This window comes from Bradyrhizobium sp. SZCCHNR2028 (assembly GCF_032380995.1).
Taxonomy (GTDB): domain Bacteria; phylum Pseudomonadota; class Alphaproteobacteria; order Rhizobiales; family Xanthobacteraceae; genus Bradyrhizobium.
In genome coordinates this window covers 103,165-117,584 of the sequence record NZ_JAUHJF010000020.1, presented here as the reverse complement: position 1 = coordinate 117,584, position 14,420 = coordinate 103,165, and the positions used below count along the sequence as shown (strand labels likewise).

The following is a 14,420-nucleotide window of genomic DNA, read 5'->3' as shown; positions in this document are numbered from 1 at the left end:
CTCGCACAGCGCCTCGACCCAGGGCATGTCGGACTTGGCGAAGTCCGACAGCACGTGGCCATGCACCAGCTCCTTGACGCCGGGATGGCCGATGCCGAGCCGGACGCGGCGGTAGTCGTTACCGAGATGCGCCGAAATCGAGCGCAGCCCGTTATGGCCGGCAATGCCGCCGCCGACCTTCACGCGCAGCTTGCCCGGCGGCAATTCCAGCTCATCCTGAAACACCGTGACGTCGCCGACGCCGAGCTTGAAGAAGCTGGCCGCTTCCTGCACGGCGCGGCCGGATTCGTTCATGTAGGTCGCGGGCTTGAGCAGGATGACGCGCTCGGAATCGAGCGTGCCTTCCGAGGTCTCGCCCTGAAACCTGCGTCGCCACGGCGAAAAGCGGTGACGCCGCGCGATCTCGTCCACGGCCATGAAGCCGATATTGTGCCGGTTGCGCGCATATTTCGCGCCGGGATTGCCGAGGCCGACGAACAGCAGCATGACGCGGCATCCGCACCTGCCGTCGCTCCGGGACGCACGGGACCCGCCCGTGCTTCCCGGAAGCGGAACGGCTTACTTCTTCTTGTCGCCGCCAGCCGGCGCCTTGGCCGCGGGTGCCTTGGCGGCGGCAGCCGGAGCAGCAGCAGCGGGAGCCGCGGCGGCGCCAGCAGCAGCCTTCTGCTCCTCGCCATAGCCCGACGGCGGCACGATGGTCACGAGCGTCGCGTCGTCGCGCGATAGCGTCTTCACGCCGGTCGGCAGCTTGACGTCGGAGATGTGCAGCGAGTGGTTGATCTCGAGCGCGCTGACATCGGCCTCGATGTACTGCGGGATGTTCTCCGCCAGGCACTCGAGGTCGAGCGTGTGGGTCACGATGTTGACCGTGCCGCCGCGCTTGACGCCCGGCGCGGCTTCCGAACCCACCACATGCAAGGGCACGCTGACGCGGATGGTCGCGCCCTGGCCGAGCCGCATGAAGTCGACGTGGATCGGGAAGTCCTTGACCGGATCGAGATGGAAGTCGCGCGGGATCACCCGGTGCTTCTTGCCGTCGAGGGTGACATCGAAGATCGTGGTGAGGAACCGGCCCGCCAGGATGCGCTGGCGCAGTTCGCGGTCTTCCACCGAGATCGGCAGCGGGGGCTGGTTGTCTCCATAAATCACTCCGGGCACTCTCCCGGCGCGACGCTCTGCCCGTGCGGCCCCCTTGCCGACTGACGGACGGGCGGTCGCCTTCAGTTCTCTGACGGTCGCCATCGTGTTAAGTCCTTGTTTTAAAAAGTTAAAGGCCGCAATGCGGCCCGTTGCTGGACGTCCTTCGGCAAGCCTCCAGGGGTGCGGGGGCCGCGGACGTGGCGGCGTTCTAGCGGCAAACCCGGGAAATGACAAGGAAATGAAGGGGCCGCCTGCCCCTCCCGTCCCAGGGCGACCCGGCTGCGGCGTCAGCCATCCGCGCTGCCGGCGGCGCCCGGCGGCGTGCCGGCCGCACCGCCAAGCTTGGCTTCCAGCGCCGCGATCCGGGCCTTCAGCGCCTCGTTCTCCTCGCGGGCGAGCCGGGCCATGTCCTTGACCGCCTCGAACTCCTCGCGCTTCACGATGTCCAGATCGTTCAGGATCTTTTCCGCCTGGTTGCGGATGACGGAATCGACCTCCCGCTTCATGCCCTGGGCGGCACCGGCGGCATCGTTCATCAGGCGGCCGAGTTCGTCGAAAAACCGGTTGTTGGTCTGGGTCATGTGAGAAACTCCGCGTCCCGCAACGAGCACGATGATGGAAGACAGAATGGCGATCCCTGTCGCCGCCTGCAAGATGGGCCCGTCTTGTCATGCCTTGGTTTCCTTGTCATCGTACTTGTTGCGCCGGCCCGCGGCGCTGGTATGAGCAGCCCTGAGATCACATCGCGCCGCGCCTGTTCATGTAGCGGGGCCCGTTCGAAGCCCGCATTGCCCGGGTGCTTCCAGAAGCGGGACGCCGTGTCCACGAAAGCCAGTGAATGACGCCTCTCCTCATCGACTTCCCCGTATTCGATCCGGTTGCGCTCGCGATCGGCCCGCTCGCGATCCGCTGGTACGCGCTGGCCTATATCTGCGGCATCGTGATCGGCTGGCTCTACGCCCGCTCGCTGCTGAAGAAGGACCGGCTGTGGGGCGGCCCTGCGCCGGTGTCGCTGATCCAGCTCGACGACTTCATTCTGTGGGTCACGGTCGGCATCATCCTCGGCGGCCGGACCGGCTACGTTCTGTTCTACAATCTGCCGTTCTTCATCGATCATCCGCTGGAGATCTTCCAGCTGTGGAACGGCGGCATGTCGTTCCATGGCGGCTTCATGGGCTGCGTGCTCGCCGTCATCTGGTTCAGTCGCCGCAACGGCCTGCCGATCCTGTCGCTCGGCGACATCACCACCGCGGTCGCGCCGATCGGCCTGCTGCTGGGCCGCATCGCCAATTTCATCAATGGCGAATTGTGGGGCCGGGCGGCCGATCCGAGCCTGCCCTGGGCAATGATCTTCCCGCGCGATCCAACCCAGCTGCCGCGCCACCCGAGCCAGCTCTACGAGGCCGGCCTCGAAGGCCTGCTTCTGTTCGTCGTGCTCGCCATCATGATCCGGTTCGGCGCCCTCAAGCGGCCTGGCCTGATCCTCGGCAGCTTCATCGGCCTGTACGGCGTGGCGCGCATCGTCAGCGAACTGTTCCGCGAGCCCGACAAGCAACTCGGTTTCCTCTGGCAGGGCCTCACCATGGGCATGGTGCTGTCGGTGCCGATGCTGATCGTCGGCGCGATCCTCGTCGCACGGGCGCTGCGTCGGCCTGAAACGCATCAAGCCACCCCCTCCCTTCAGGCCCATCCGTGATCGAAACGTCTCCGCTCCATACCGAGATCAAGCGGCTGATCAAGGCGTCCGGTCCGATGCCGGTCTGGCGCTACATGGAGCTGTGCCTGATGCATCCGGAGCACGGCTACTACATCTCGCGCGATCCGCTCGGACGCGAGGGCGACTTCACCACCGCCCCCGAAGTGAGCCAGATGTTCGGCGAACTGCTCGGGCTGTGGGCGGCCTCGATCTGGAAGGCGACCGGCTCGCCGCAGCAGTTCCGCCTGATCGAGCTCGGGCCGGGCCGCGGCACCATGATGTCGGACGCGTTGCGCGCGCTGCGCGTGCTGCCGCCGCTGTACCAGACGATCTCGGTGCATCTCGTCGAGGTCAATCCGGTGCTGCGCGAGAAGCAGAAGGCGACCCTGACGGGCCTGCGCAACGTCACCTGGCACGACAGCTTCGACGACGTGCCGGAAGGGCCCAGCGTCATCTTCGCCAACGAGTTCTTCGACGTGCTGCCGATCCACCAGATGATCAGGCGCGAGACCGGCTGGCACGAGCGAACGGTCGAGCTCGACGAGGAGGAGAACTTCTCCTACGGCGCGGCCGCCGATCCGACGCCGGGCTTCGAGCGGCTGCTGCCGCCGCTGGTGCGGGCCGCGCCGGCCGGTGCGATCTTCGAGTGGCGGCCGAACACCGAGATGATGGGAATCGCCAAGCGCCTGCGCGAGCAGCGCGGCGCTGCCGTCATCATCGACTACGGCCATGTCCGCAGCGATGTCGGCGACACGTTCCAGGCGATCGCGCGGCACAGCTTTGCCGATCCCTTGAAGACACCGGGGCTTGCCGACATCACCGCGCATGTCGATTTCGATGCGCTGTCGCGCACCGCGGAAGCCGTCGGTGCACGCGTGCACGGACCGGTCACGCAAGGCGAGTTCCTGCAGCGGCTCGGCATCGAGACGAGGGCACTGACCCTGATGCAGAAGGCTTCTCCGGAGGTCTCCGCCGACATTGCCAGCGGACTGAAGCGGCTGACCGGCGGCGGCCGCGACGGCATGGGCTCGCTGTTCAAGGTGCTCGGCGTCTCCGATCCGGCCATTCCGGTGCTGGCGGGCATCAGCGACGAGCACACCAACGAGAAGACAGGAGGCGCATGATGCTGGTGTCATCGGATGTGATGTCCGCGATCCCGGGCCTGCGCCACGCCTTCTTTACCCGCGAGGGCGGCGTCTCCGACGGCATCTATGCCGGCCTCAATGGCGGGCTTGGATCGAATGACCTGCCAGAGAACGTCCGGGAAAACCGCCGCCGCATGGCTACCCATCTCGGCGTCGCGCCCGACCAGTTCCTCAGCCTGCACCAGATCCACTCGCCCGATGTCGTGGTTGCGACCGGGCCCTGGGACGGCCCGGTCAGGCCGAAGGCCGACGCGCTGGTGACCGCAACGCCGAATCTCGCGATCGGCGTCACCACGGCCGATTGCGGGCCGATCCTGTTCGCCGACCCGCAGAAGCGCGTCATCGGCGCGGCCCATGCCGGCTGGAAAGGCGCGCTCACCGGCGTGCTCGAAGCCACGCTGCAGGCGATGGAGGAGCTCGGCGCAGAGCGCGGCCGGATCATTGCCGCGATCGGCCCCCTGATCCGCCAGCCGAGCTACGAGGTCGGCGCCGAGTTCGTCACCCGCTTCCTCGACGACGACGCCGAACACGCGCGCTTCTTCCTGCCGTCGGTTCGCGACGGCCACGCGATGTTCGACCTCGCCGGCTTCATCCGGATGCGGCTGGAAAACGCCGGCGTGCTGCTGATCGACGATCTCGGCCTCGACACCTATGTCGACGAGCGCTTCTTCAGTTACCGCCGCTCGGTCCATCGCAACGAGCCGGACTATGGCCGGCACGTCCACGCCATCATGCTCGAAGGCTGAAGCTGGGCGCCATTGTGGCCGCATGTGGATTGCTTAACCCTTTCTGTACAACTGAGTGCACTCTGTCCCGATCTGTGGCAGCCGCGACCTAGACGTTAATCGATTTTAACGATATCGCTCCCGACGATGAGGGGAGCGCCGACACCACTTCGACGGATCAGCCGCGCTGCGCAGCACGCCTGCGTTGCCGTTTTGCTGATGACGTCGGCCGCAACGCTCGGCGGCTGCGCGACCAGCAGCGGTGGTCCGTCCAACGCCTATGCGATGGCGCCTGCATCCGATAGCGCCACGATCGCCTTCGAGCAGATCGACGGTCCGCCGCCGCAGATCTTCGACCGCATGGTCAGCGTGCTCGACAGCGAGTCCAAGCTGCGCAGCCTCGCCATCGTGTCGCGCGAGGCCCCTGCAGCGTATCGTGTCCGCACCTATCTCTCCGCCCAGGTCGTCAGCGGCAAGGGCGTGATCGCCTGGGTGTTCGACGTCTACGATCGCAATCAGCAGCGCGCGCTGCGGCTGTCGGGCGAAGAGCCGGTCGGACGCGGCGGCCGCGATCCGTGGAACAATGTCGACGACATGGTGCTTCGGAAAATCGCGCAGGCTGGCTTCAGCGGACTTTCGAACATGCTGAACGGCACCGCGCCGGCCGACAGCGCGCCACCGGCGGCGCCGGCCGCCCGCGGCCCCGCGGTCGCCGCGGCCGAGCCCGCATCGCCCAGATCCGACGGCACCAGCGTCGCGGCCCTCGGCTACACCGACCATTAGGCAAAGAGGCGCAATTTGCGCCGTTCTTGACCGGGAAAAACACCTGTTTGACCGGGAAAAACACCTGCGGCGGGTTGCCATGCGCGCAGTGTCCTTGATATCACCTCGCCCGTGCAAAACTGCCGGTTCCATGGATAGCCCGATATGCTGAACAAGGTCTCCAGCGAGACGCGAGGAGAATTCACGATGTCGGCCAAGAACGGCTCCATCAAACTCGTCGCCGGCAACTCCAATCCGGCCCTCGCCGCCGGCATCGCCGCTGAACTTGGGCTGCCGCTGACGAAAGCGGTGGTCCGGCGCTTCGCCGACATGGAGATCTTCGTCGAGATCCAGGAGAACGTCCGCGGCTCCGACGTCTTCATCATTCAATCGACGTCCTATCCGGCGAACGACCTGCTGATGGAGCTCCTGATCATCACCGATGCGCTGCGCCGCGCCTCCGCGCGCCGCATCACCGCCGTGGTGCCCTATTTCGGCTATGCGCGGCAGGATCGCAAATCGAACTCGCGCACGCCGATCTCGGCCAAGCTCGTCGCCAATCTGATCACCCATGCGGGCGTCGACCGCGTCATGACGCTCGATCTGCATGCCGGCCAGATCCAGGGTTTCTTCGACATCCCCACCGATAACCTTTTTGCCTCGCCGCTGATGGTGCGCGACATCAAGGATCGCTTCGATCTCTCCAGCCTCATGGTCGTCTCGCCGGACGTCGGCGGCGTGGCGCGCGCCCGAGGCCTGGCCAAGCGCATCAACACGCCGCTCGCCATCGTCGACAAGCGCCGCGAGCGTCCCGGCGAGTCCGAGGTCATGAACGTGATCGGCGACGTCTCCGGCCACACCTGCATCCTGATCGACGACATCGTCGATTCCGGCGGCACCCTGGTGAACGCGGCGGATGCTCTGCTCAAATACGGCGCCAAGGACGTCTACGCCTACATCACGCATGGCGTGCTCTCCGGCGGTGCCGCGTCCCGCATCACCTCGTCGCGGCTGAAGGAGCTCGTCATCACCGACTCCATCATGCCGACCGAAGCGGTCCGCAACGCGCCCAACATCCGCACGCTGGCGATCGCGCCGCTGATCGCCGAGGCGATCGGCCGCACCGCGGCGGAAGAATCGGTGTCGAGCCTGTTCGACTGAGGCTGGTTCTAATAACATCCCGCATCGTCTTCTTCGCGCCTTCCTGCTTCCTCGCATGCAAGCGTCTCGCTGTCGTCCACCCTCCCCTGGAGGGGGAGGGTCGCCTCACGAGGAGCGAAACGTGAGGCGGGGCGGATTGATCTCTCCACGAGCACTGGTATCCGTGGCTTCACCCCACCCCGCTCGCCCGCTTCGCGCGCGAGCGACCCTCCCCCTCCAGGGGAGGGTGGGCGTCGTGCCCCACACTCCGTGATCGCGAGGCGCCCTCGCGCCGACGCTCGTGGCATATTTCAGCTGATGATTTCGAACGGCATCTGCGGATACACCTCCGCAATCTCGCGGCGCGTTTCGCGTCCGAGCTTTGCGATCTCATCACCCTCGATAGAGAGAGGGCGCAGGGAAGGCCGGACCTCGACTGAGGCCCGTGGCCCGCCTGCTCAAAAAAATGCAGGCGGCAGGTACCACAGGTCCAGCCGGACGATCCGGCCCTCCCTGCGCGACGGCTTTAACGGCTGCTTCGCGTTCTCCCCGGTGCACCGGCTTTTGGCCACCGTGCGCGCCATGCGCTTTAAGCGCATGACGCGGGATACCAGCATCGGGGTATCAGGACCGCGCGACTTGACCGTGCGTGCCGAGTTGTTCGTCGACGCGAAAACGCGCTGCAACCCGACCCGCCCATCGCATTCCGCTGCCGACGTCCATGACGACCGCGATACGTCCCCTCCGACGCAACGGAACGAGCGGGACCATAATGCTGATTTGGCGAACTCGACAAGCGATTTATCTTTATCCGAAGGGCTGGACAGGATTCAGGGAGACGAGCTGATTTTGGTCGACGGGCAGCATTGGAGCCAACCAGCAGCCGACGGCGAGGATGCATTCGGCGGATTAGCGCAGCGTCATCTGCCAATCAGCCCTACGCCTTGCACGCCCCGTCCGCTTCGGCCAACATCCCACGAGACGCCAAGGACAACAACAAGAACGCAGCCGAGCCCTGCCCTTCATGCTCAACGCCATCGAACGCCCGGCAGGCCCGCCGCCCAGCCTCGGCCAGATCGCCAGTGACTTTGGTCCGCTCTACGCCTCGCACGGCTTCATCGGCTGGCTGTTCGCGATCACCGGACCGGTCGCCATCATCCTGTCGGTCGGCGCCAATGGCGGGCTGTCGCAGGCGGAGATCGCGTCGTGGATCTTCGGCGTGTTCTTCATCAACGGGCTGATCACGCTGTTGCTGTCGTGGCGCTATCGCGAGCCGTTGGTGCTGTTCTGGACCATTCCGGGCACCGTCCTGGTCGGCCAGTCGCTGACGCATCTCAGCTTTCCGCAGGTGGTCGGCGCGTTCTACGGCACCGCGCTGTTGATGCTGGTGCTCGGGCTCACCGGCTGGGTCAAGCGCGCGATGCAACTGGTGCCGATGCCGATCGTGATGGGCATGGTCGCCGGCGTATTCCTGCGCTTCGGCCTCGATCTCGTCCGCGCCGTGTTCGCCGACTTCGCCATCGCCGGGCCGATGGTCGTCGCCTGGCTCTTGCTGACCGCGCTGCCCGCGCTCGGCCGGCGCTGCCCGCCGATCATCGGCGCGCTCGTCATTGGCACGCTCGCAGCCATCCTGTTCGGCAAATACGACCAGAGCGCGTCGCTGCAAATCGCGCTGATCCGGCCCGTGATCCAGACGCCGTCCTGGTCGCTGGCGGCGATGATCGAGTTGATCGTGCCGCTCGCGGTCACCGTGCTGGTGGTGCAGAACGGCCAGGGCTTTGCGGTGCTGACCGCCGCCGGCCACACGCCCCCGGTCAATGTGGTGACCGTGGCCTGCGGCATCGGCTCGGCGCTCGCGGCTGTCGTGGGCGGCGTGTCGACCTGCCTGACCGGACCGACCAACGCGATCGTCGTCTCCGGCGGCGAGCGCAAGCGCCACTATACCGCGGCGATGGTCGTGGGCGTGCTTGCGCTCGGCTTCGGCCTGCTGGCGCCGACCTTCACCACGCTGCTGCTGATCGCGCCGAAATCATTGATCACCGCGCTGGCGGGCCTCGCCATGCTGCGCGTGCTGCAAACGGCGTTCGTGACCGCGTTCAGAACGAACTTCTCCCTCGGCGCCCTGATCGCCTTCCTCGTCACCGTCGCCGACATGCCCCTGCTCAACATCGGCGCCGCGTTCTGGGGGCTCGTCGCTGGCTTTGCACTGTCGTGGCTGCTGGAGCGGGCGGATTTCACAGCCGCATCGGGCGCATAACGGATTGCCGCATCGCACCACGCGCTGTCGTCGCATCCCCAGTCGAACGGGCACCATGCTGTTGCAGCGCCGCTGGATCGCGCTACACTTCACGACCAAACAAGAAGTTTTCTGGGAGGATATGATGACCGCGATCACGCGCCGCAACATGCTTGCGGGTACGGCAGCAGCAGGCGCGCTTGCGCTCACCGGCCAGCCCGCCTGGTCTGAGCCGCAGTGGAAGAAATATGCCGGTACCAAGCTCGAGGTGATCCTCGCCAAGGGGCCGCGCGGCGACAATCTGCAGAAGAACATCAAGGAATTCACCGCGCTGACCGGCATCGAGGTGGAATCCGAGCAGATCCCGGAGCAGCAGCAGCGGCAGAAGGTCGTGATCGAACTGTCGTCGGGCAAGCCGAGCTTCGACGTGGTGCACTTGAGCTATCACGTGCAGAAGCGGCAGTTCGAAAAGGCCGGCTGGCTCGCCGACATCACCGACTTCATGAAGGACCCGAACCTCACCGCGCCGGACCTCGTGCCGGGCGATTTCTCCGCCGCCGGCCTGAGTTACGCCAGGAACGACAAGGGCCGGATGTTCTCGCTGCCATGGTCGGTGGACTACTTCATCCTCTACTACAACAAGGAGCTGTTCGCGAAGAAGGGCGTCGAAGTGCCGAAGACGCTCGACGAGATGGTCACGGCGGCGCAGAAGCTGACCGATGCCAAGGACGGCACGTTCGGCTTCGTCGGCCGCGGCCTGCGCAACGCCAACATGACCCTGTGGACGAACTTCTTTCTCAACTATGGCGGCGAGTTCCTGGACGCCAAGGGCAACATCCTGACCGACGGCCCGGAGGCCGTCGAGGCGACCAAGCTGTATCAGAAGCTGCTGACCACCTGCGCGCCTCCGGGCGTGGCCGGCTTCAACTGGATGGAGTCGATGGCCTCGTTCACGCAAGGCCGCTCGGCGATGTGGATCGACGGCGTCGGCTGGGCGCCGCCGCTGGAGGACGCCAATGCCTCGCGCGTGGTCGGCAAGGTCGGCTACACCGTGGTGCCCGCCGGACCGAAGGGACAGTACTCGGCGACCTATGGCGACGGCATCGGCATTGCGGCTGCGAGCAAGAACAAGGAAGCCGCCTGGCTGCTGTGCCAGTGGCTGGTGTCGAAGCCGCAAGGCGCCCGCCTGGTGCAAGCCGGCGGCGGCGTACCGTTCCGCAACTCGGTGCTCAACGATCCCGGAGTCCAGGGCGGCGTGAAGATGCCGAAGGAGTGGCTGCAGTCGGCGATCGACTCCGGCAAGATCTCTAAGCTCGGCCTGCCCGTGATCATCCCGGTCGCCGAATTCCGCGATCTCGTCGGTGCTGCGTTGACCGCCACGCTGTCGGGCGCCGATCCCGCGACCGAGCTGAAGAAGGCGCACGAGCAGTTCCGCCCGATCCTGGAGCGCAGCGAGAAAGCGTGAGCACGATCGTCGAACAGGCCGGCGCGGCAGCGGACGCCGCTGCGCCGGAACGTGCGTTGCGGCCGCCGTCGTACTGGCCGTTCGTGGTACCGGCGCTGGTCACCGTGCTCGCGGTGATCATCTTTCCCTGGCTGTTCACGATCTGGATGAGCTTCCAGGAGTGGAAGGTCGGCTCACCCACGACCTTCGTCGGGCTGTCGAACTACCTGCGGCTGCCGGCAGATCCGCGCTTTGTCGAGTCGGTCGGACACACGCTGTCCTACACCGCGCTGTCGGTGCTGCTGCCGCTGGTGCTCGGCACCTTCGCCGCGGTCGTCTTCCACGCCCGCTTTCCCGGGCGCGGGCTGCTGCGCGCCCTCTTCATCATGCCGATGATGGCGACGCCCGTGGCGATCGCGCTGGTGTGGACCATGATGTTCCACCCGCAGCTCGGCATCCTGAACTATCTTCTGTCGCTGGTGGGCCTGCCGCCGCAGCTCTGGGTGTTTCATCCGGGCACGGTGATCCCCTCGCTGGTGCTGGTCGAGACCTGGCAGTGGACGCCGCTGGTCATGCTGATCGTGCTCGGCGGCATCGCCTCGCTGCCGACCGAACCGTATGAGAGCGCGCAGATCGACGGCGCCAGCACCTGGCAGATGTTCCGCTACATCACGCTGCCCTTGATCATGCCGTTCCTGTTCATCGCCGCGATGATCCGCGCCATCGACGCGATCAAGAGCTTCGACATCATCTTCGCGATCACGCAAGGCGGGCCGGGCTCGGCGTCGGAGACCATCAACCTCTATCTCTACAGCGTCGCCTTCGTCTATTACGACCTCGGCTATGCCTCGGCGATCGCGGTGGTGTTCTTCGCGCTGATCATCGCGCTGACCGCACTCTTGCTGCTGCTGCGCCGGCGCGCGCAGTGGAATGCGCTGGGGAGCGAGGCATGAGCGCGCAGACCATCCTCGGCCGGCTCGGCCTCGCGCTCGGCGTCTTCCTCATCGTCTCGCCGGCGATCCTGTTCTTCCTCTGGATGATCTCGCTGTCGGTGAAGTTCGAGGTCGACAACGCCGCGTATCCGCCGGTGTTCTGGCCGGAGCATTTCGCGTGGAAGAACTACGGCGACGTGCTGTCGTCCAACCGCTTCTTCACCTATTTCAAGAACAGCCTACTGGTGACCGGCGGCGCGACTTTTCTCGCCATGCTGGTCGGCGTGCCCGCCGGCTACGGCATCGCACGGATGGCCGCGCATAAATCGGCGATCGTGATCCTGATCGCGCGCATCACGCCCGGCCTGTCGTACCTCATCCCGCTGTTCCTCTTGTTTCAGTGGCTCGGCCTGCTCGGCACGCTGTGGCCGCAGATCATCATCCATCTCGTCGTCACCGTGCCGATCGTGATCTGGATCATGATCGGCTATTTCGAGACCACGCCGATCGAGCTCGAGGAAGCCGCGCGCATCGACGGCGCAACGCGCTGGCAGGTTTTCCGCCACGTGGCATTGCCGGTGGCGAAGCCCGGCCTCGCGGTCGCCTTCATCCTCGCGGTGATCTTCTCCTGGAATAATTTCGTGTTCGGCATCGTGCTGGCCGGACGCGAGACCCGCACCTTGCCGGTCGCGGTCTACAACATGATCTCGTTCGATCAGCTCTCGTGGGGGCCGCTCGCGGCGGCGGCGCTGATCGTGACCCTGCCGGTGCTGCTGCTGACCGTGTTCGCACAGCGGCAGATCGTGGCCGGCCTGACGGCGGGTGCGGTCAAGGGGGGCTGACGGGTATAATGCATACCAAAGAGAACCTGCGGCGGAATGCCGAACTTGCCTTGGTCAGGCCATAGTCTACCACTTGGTTACCTGCGTGGAACCGGGATTCGCCCCGCCCTGAAGCGCGGCGATGGCCGCGTTGATGGCTTCATCTCGTCTCTGCGCCGGCTTCGTTCCAGCCGAATACCACTGCGCCGCACGATCGACCGGCTCCGGATTTGCGCTCCGTCCGGTCCGTCTTGCAACCTGTCACCGGCTGAACGCCCGACCGACGAAAGCTGCATGACGTCCGATCGCGACGCCTCCGCGCCAGACCGATTGACTTCCCTGTTGCAGACCGAGCTGCTCGACTCGCCGCCGGAGCCGGGCTTCGACCGCGTCACGCGCCTGACCACGCGGCTGTTGCAGGCCCCAGCGGCGATCATCGCGCTGGTCGATCGCGACCGGCAGTTCTTCAAGAGCTCGGTCGGCCTGTGCGAGCCATGGGCGTCGCTGCGCGAGACGCCGCTCAGCCACTCCTTCTGCCAGCACGTCGTGACCTCGGCGCAGCCGCTGGTGATCAGCGACGCCAACGAGCATCCGCTGGTGAAGGACAATCTCGCGGTGCCGGTTCTCGGCGTGATCGCCTATCTCGGCGTTCCCCTGCGGCTGCCGAGCGGCGAGGTGATCGGCGCGCTCTGCGCCATCGATCACGAGCCGCGGCCGTGGAGCGACGACGACATCGCCCAGCTCACCGAGCTCAGCGAGATCGTGATGGACGAAATCGCACTGCGCACCGAGAATGCGCGGCGGCGCACGGTCGAGCAGCACCATCGCGTGCTGGTCCACGAGCTCAATCACCGCGTCAAGAACACGCTGGCGCTGGTCGACAGCGTCATCGCGCTGAGCATCCGCGCCGATTCGGCGCTGGCCGAGTTCGGCGAGGTGCTGCGCGGCCGTATCGCGGCGCTGACGCGCAGCCACGCGCTGGCGCTGGATCGCGGCCGCGAAGCGATCGCGCTCAATGAGCTGGTGTGCGCCGAGCTGGCGCCGTTGCAGTCCGACCGGATCGCCGTCGACGGCCCCGCCCTGCAGCTCGCGCCGGGCATCGCGCTGTATCTGTCGATGGGCCTGCACGAGCTCGTCACCAACGCGGTGAAATACGGCGCGCTGTCGAACGATGCGGGGCGGGTGACGCTGGGCTGGACCCATGCCGACGGACGGCTCAAGCTGTTCTGGCAGGAGAACGGCGGGCCGGATGTCTCCCCGCCCGCACGCAACGGCTTCGGTTCGCTGCTGTTCGAGCGCATTCTCGGCGCCGCGCTGAAGGGCGAGGTCACGCGCGACTTCGCGCCGGACGGGCTCAGGGTCTCGTTCGACCTGCCGCTCGCGCCGTGACGGAATTCAGCCGCGCTGGCCGCGCCGCCGCACCTGAGTGATCTCGGCCAGAATCGACATCGCGATCTCCTCCGGCGTGATGGCGCCGAGATCGAGGCCCGCCGGGGCCTTGACCTTGTCGAGCAGCGCGGCGTCGATGCCGTCCTTGATCAGCTTGTCGCGCAGGCTGTCCATCTTGCGGCGGCTGCCGACGAAGGCGTGGTAGGCCGCATCGCAGGCGAGTGCGGTGCGCAAGGCCGCCTCGTCGCCCTTGCCTTGCGTCGACACCACGACGAAGCGGCTGCTCCCGGCCGGTTGATCCAGCGCGAAGCCATCGATCAGCACATCGGCCTCTGGTGTCGTGACGAGATCGGACGCCGGCGCCGCCAGCGTCACGTGATAGCCGAGCGGCCGCGCCTGCGCGGCGAGCGACAGCGCCACCGGGCTCGCGCCTAAGATCACCAGCGCGGGATACGGCAGCACCGGCTCGACGAAGATGTCCATCGTGCCCTTGCTCGGACACATGTTGGCGGCGAAGCGCACGCCCTCTTTCATCTCGCCCGGCTTGACGCCGAGCTCAGCGAGCAGGTCGTCCGGCTGCACCGAGACCATGCGCGGGACACCGTCGGCGAGCGCCTCGCGCGCGGCTTTCAGCACCGCGCCACGGGCGCAGCCGCCGCCGATCCAGCCCGCAACGATGGCGCCATCCGGTCGGATGATCGCCTTGGCACCGGCCTTTGCCGCGGTCACCGACACCGTGCGCACGACGGTGGCGAGCACGAAGCTTTCGTCGGCAGCTTTCAATTGGGCGGCGAGATCGAGCAGTTCGGAGGAGGTGGTCATGGGTGCCTCCTCTGGCGCACGTTCGAGGCAGTCTGCAGCAGCACTGAAGGTCTGTTCCCTCCCCCCTCGTGGGGGAGGGTTAGGGAGGGGGGCGTCTTGCACCGAACTCGGGGTGCCCCCCTCCCCAGCCCTCCCCCACAAGGGGGGAGGGAGCCGACCGCCGATGCC

15 protein-coding genes are annotated in these 14,420 nt (G+C 66.4%); 10 read left to right on the top strand and 5 right to left on the bottom strand.

What is annotated here, in order from left to right:
- The 3 genes from pth to QX121_RS26030 all read right to left on the bottom strand — a co-directional run.
- On the bottom strand, nucleotides 1–486 hold a 486-nt coding region (gene pth / locus QX121_RS26040), incomplete at its 3' end, for an aminoacyl-tRNA hydrolase (RefSeq protein ID WP_315813386.1).
- A gap of 72 nt (nucleotides 487–558) precedes the next feature.
- Complete coding sequence (locus QX121_RS26035; protein WP_315813385.1) at nucleotides 559–1,242, bottom strand: 50S ribosomal protein L25/general stress protein Ctc; 684 nt, start codon at nucleotides 1,240–1,242, stop codon at nucleotides 559–561.
- A gap of 185 nt (nucleotides 1,243–1,427) precedes the next feature.
- Nucleotides 1,428–1,721: an accessory factor UbiK family protein gene (locus tag QX121_RS26030; RefSeq protein ID WP_315813384.1), complete on the bottom strand. Its 294-nt coding sequence runs from the start codon at nucleotides 1,719–1,721 to the stop codon at nucleotides 1,428–1,430.
- Between the two features lie 257 nt (nucleotides 1,722–1,978).
- On the opposite strand from QX121_RS26030, the gene lgt reads away from it, so the two are divergent.
- The 5 genes from lgt to QX121_RS26005 all read left to right on the top strand — a co-directional run bounded on the left by lgt (nucleotide 1,979) and on the right by QX121_RS26005 (nucleotide 6,629).
- Complete coding sequence (gene lgt, locus QX121_RS26025) at nucleotides 1,979–2,836, top strand: prolipoprotein diacylglyceryl transferase (protein WP_315813383.1); 858 nt, start codon at nucleotides 1,979–1,981, stop codon at nucleotides 2,834–2,836.
- A complete protein-coding gene (locus tag QX121_RS26020; RefSeq protein WP_315813382.1) occupies nucleotides 2,833–3,960 on the top strand; it encodes a class I SAM-dependent methyltransferase in 1,128 nt (375 codons plus the stop codon). Before lgt ends, QX121_RS26020 begins: the two co-directional genes overlap by 4 nt.
- 20 nt (nucleotides 3,961–3,980) lie before the next feature.
- Nucleotides 3,981–4,727 (top strand): peptidoglycan editing factor PgeF, encoded by a 747-nt coding sequence (gene pgeF / locus QX121_RS26015; protein ID WP_409999373.1) that lies wholly within the window; start codon nucleotides 3,981–3,983, stop codon nucleotides 4,725–4,727.
- Nucleotides 4,728–4,925: 198 nt separating this feature from the next.
- Nucleotides 4,926–5,489 (top strand): hypothetical protein, encoded by a 564-nt coding sequence (locus QX121_RS26010; protein ID WP_315733982.1) that lies wholly within the window; start codon nucleotides 4,926–4,928, stop codon nucleotides 5,487–5,489.
- Nucleotides 5,490–5,675: 186 nt separating this feature from the next.
- Nucleotides 5,676–6,629, top strand: coding sequence for a ribose-phosphate pyrophosphokinase (locus tag QX121_RS26005; RefSeq protein WP_315813388.1), 954 nt, complete (start codon nucleotides 5,676–5,678; stop codon nucleotides 6,627–6,629).
- 437 nt (nucleotides 6,630–7,066) lie between these two features.
- On the opposite strand, the gene QX121_RS26000 is transcribed toward QX121_RS26005, so the two are convergent.
- Nucleotides 7,067–7,294 (bottom strand): hypothetical protein, encoded by a 228-nt coding sequence (locus QX121_RS26000; RefSeq protein WP_315813380.1) that lies wholly within the window; start codon nucleotides 7,292–7,294, stop codon nucleotides 7,067–7,069.
- 338 nt (nucleotides 7,295–7,632) lie between these two features.
- Here QX121_RS26000 and QX121_RS25995 point away from each other — a divergent pair, with 338 nt between their 5' ends.
- The 5 genes from QX121_RS25995 (at nucleotide 7,633) to QX121_RS25975 (ending at nucleotide 13,430) form a co-directional block, all read left to right on the top strand.
- Entirely contained in the window at nucleotides 7,633–8,865 is a 1,233-nt protein-coding gene (locus tag QX121_RS25995; protein WP_315813379.1) for a benzoate/H(+) symporter BenE family transporter, read from the top strand.
- A gap of 124 nt (nucleotides 8,866–8,989) precedes the next feature.
- Nucleotides 8,990–10,309, top strand: coding sequence for a sugar ABC transporter substrate-binding protein (locus QX121_RS25990; RefSeq protein WP_315813378.1), 1,320 nt, complete (start codon nucleotides 8,990–8,992; stop codon nucleotides 10,307–10,309).
- A complete protein-coding gene (locus QX121_RS25985; protein WP_315813377.1) occupies nucleotides 10,306–11,241 on the top strand; it encodes a sugar ABC transporter permease in 936 nt (311 codons plus the stop codon). The genes QX121_RS25990 and QX121_RS25985 overlap by 4 nt, the downstream gene beginning before the upstream one ends.
- On the top strand, nucleotides 11,238–12,062 hold the full coding sequence (locus QX121_RS25980) for a carbohydrate ABC transporter permease (protein WP_315784066.1): 825 nt from the start codon (nucleotides 11,238–11,240) through the stop codon (nucleotides 12,060–12,062). Before QX121_RS25985 ends, QX121_RS25980 begins: the two co-directional genes overlap by 4 nt.
- Nucleotides 12,063–12,335: 273 nt before the next feature.
- Nucleotides 12,336–13,430, top strand: coding sequence for an HWE histidine kinase domain-containing protein (locus QX121_RS25975; RefSeq protein ID WP_315733993.1), 1,095 nt, complete (start codon nucleotides 12,336–12,338; stop codon nucleotides 13,428–13,430).
- Nucleotides 13,431–13,436: 6 nt separating this feature from the next.
- On the opposite strand, the gene QX121_RS25970 is transcribed toward QX121_RS25975, so the two are convergent.
- Nucleotides 13,437–14,252, bottom strand: coding sequence for an XdhC/CoxI family protein (locus QX121_RS25970; RefSeq protein ID WP_315733995.1), 816 nt, complete (start codon nucleotides 14,250–14,252; stop codon nucleotides 13,437–13,439).
- Nucleotides 14,253–14,420 lie beyond the last annotated feature (168 nt).

Excerpts from the sequence above, each read along its gene's own strand:
- QX121_RS26035 (WP_315813385.1), bottom strand. The coding sequence starts at position 1,242 with ATGGCGACCGTCAGAGAACTGAAGGCGACCGCCCGTCCGTCAGTCGGC.
- QX121_RS26030 (WP_315813384.1), bottom strand. The coding sequence starts at position 1,721 with ATGACCCAGACCAACAACCGGTTTTTCGACGAACTCGGCCGCCTGATG.
- lgt (WP_315813383.1), top strand. The coding sequence starts at position 1,979 with ATGACGCCTCTCCTCATCGACTTCCCCGTATTCGATCCGGTTGCGCTC.
- pgeF (WP_409999373.1), top strand. The coding sequence starts at position 3,981 with ATGTCCGCGATCCCGGGCCTGCGCCACGCCTTCTTTACCCGCGAGGGC.
- QX121_RS26010 (WP_315733982.1), top strand. The coding sequence starts at position 4,926 with ATGACGTCGGCCGCAACGCTCGGCGGCTGCGCGACCAGCAGCGGTGGT.
- QX121_RS26005 (WP_315813388.1), top strand. The coding sequence starts at position 5,676 with ATGTCGGCCAAGAACGGCTCCATCAAACTCGTCGCCGGCAACTCCAAT.
- QX121_RS25995 (WP_315813379.1), top strand. The coding sequence starts at position 7,633 with ATGCTCAACGCCATCGAACGCCCGGCAGGCCCGCCGCCCAGCCTCGGC.
- QX121_RS25990 (WP_315813378.1), top strand. The coding sequence starts at position 8,990 with ATGACCGCGATCACGCGCCGCAACATGCTTGCGGGTACGGCAGCAGCA.
- QX121_RS25980 (WP_315784066.1), top strand. The coding sequence starts at position 11,238 with ATGAGCGCGCAGACCATCCTCGGCCGGCTCGGCCTCGCGCTCGGCGTC.
- QX121_RS25975 (WP_315733993.1), top strand. The coding sequence starts at position 12,336 with ATGACGTCCGATCGCGACGCCTCCGCGCCAGACCGATTGACTTCCCTG.
- QX121_RS25970 (WP_315733995.1), bottom strand. The coding sequence starts at position 14,252 with ATGACCACCTCCTCCGAACTGCTCGATCTCGCCGCCCAATTGAAAGCT.